1 protein-coding gene and 1 pseudogene are annotated in these 1218 nt (G+C 68.6%); both read right to left on the reverse strand.

The features are described 5' to 3' along the window. Positions 1–395: pseudogene (locus tag ACIRS4_RS37700) on the reverse strand (hypothetical protein); the annotation flags it as partial. Positions 396–592: 197 nt separating this feature from the next. Further along, the coding region (locus ACIRS4_RS37705) for a transglycosylase SLT domain-containing protein (RefSeq protein ID WP_404204706.1) at positions 593–1218 on the reverse strand (626 nt) is incomplete at its 5' end.

Below are 1218 nucleotides of genomic sequence, written 5' to 3' on the forward strand. Positions count from 1 at the left end.
ATACAGATGATGATGATGCCGACGGCCAGTCGCGGCAGCCAGGCCACGACGGCGTTCAGCATGGTGCTCACCGGATTCGGGCCGAAGACGCCGAAGCCGAGTTGCAGGGTGATCAACAGCACCGCGTAGTACGCCAGCTTGGCGATGATGCCGGTGGCGTCGTAGCTGCCGCGGGCGAGCATGTCCTTGATGCCGCCGCGCTCGACCAGGCGATCGAAGCCGACTCGGTGCAGGATTCGGGTCACCAGCCGGGCCACGAGTTTCGCCACGAACCAGCCGATGAGCAGGATGACCAGGAACCCGACGAATTTGGGCACCCAGGTGGCGATGGAACTCCACGCGTCGGAGAGCCCTCGCCCGATCTGGATATCGATAGCCGAACTCGAGGTGTGCATGACCCCGTCCCTTCGCTATCTGTTCCGGCCGGGTTGCCGGAACTGCTCCACGGGGCCGTTATACGCCGAGTCGATCCTCGGATCCGGCTGTTTGCGAAAGTGTTGCCCAATCGGATCGGACAGCCGCCCAAAGACGACGAATGGCCCGCCCCTCATCGGGCGGGCCATCGTGTGTCGTCGAACGCCGGAGCGGTGGATCAGTACGCGCTGTTGACGTTGTCCATCGAGCCGTAGCGAGCCGCGGCGTAGTTGCAGGCCGCGGCGATGTTGGCGACCGGATCCCAGACGTCGAAGGAGGTGCCGTCGACGTGGTAGGCGGCGAAGGTCGGGTCGATCACCTGCAGCAGGCCCTTGGACGGGATGCCCATGGCGGCGTTCGAGTCGTACAGGTTGATCGCCTGCGGGTTGCCGCTGGACTCCCGGATGATGTTGCGGAAGATGCCGTCGTAGCTGCCGGGGATGCCGCGCTGGGCCATGATGTCCAGCGCCTGACGGATCCAGCCGTCCAGGTTGTCGGCGTAGACCGGCGGCGCGGGGGCCGGGGCCGGGGCCGCCTCGGGAGCGGGAGCGGGCGCGGGGGCCGCCTCGGGCTGCGGAGCCGGCATGGGGGCCGGAGCCGGAGCGGCGGCCTGGTGCTCGCCGGCCGACGCGAACTTGACGGCCGCGGCGGGCGCGGTGGCGGCGGCCAGGGTCTGCTTCAGCGCAGCGGGCTCGACATCACCGTTGGCGGCGCCGGCGGCGGTGAAGATGGAGCCGAACACGCCGAGGGCGAGAGCGGCGGCACCGGCCGTCCGAGCGAGCTGCTTGAAGGTCTTCGACGTGG

This window comes from Streptomyces sp. NPDC101166 (genome assembly GCF_044768125.1).
Taxonomy (GTDB): Bacteria; Actinomycetota; Actinomycetes; order Streptomycetales; family Streptomycetaceae; genus Streptomyces.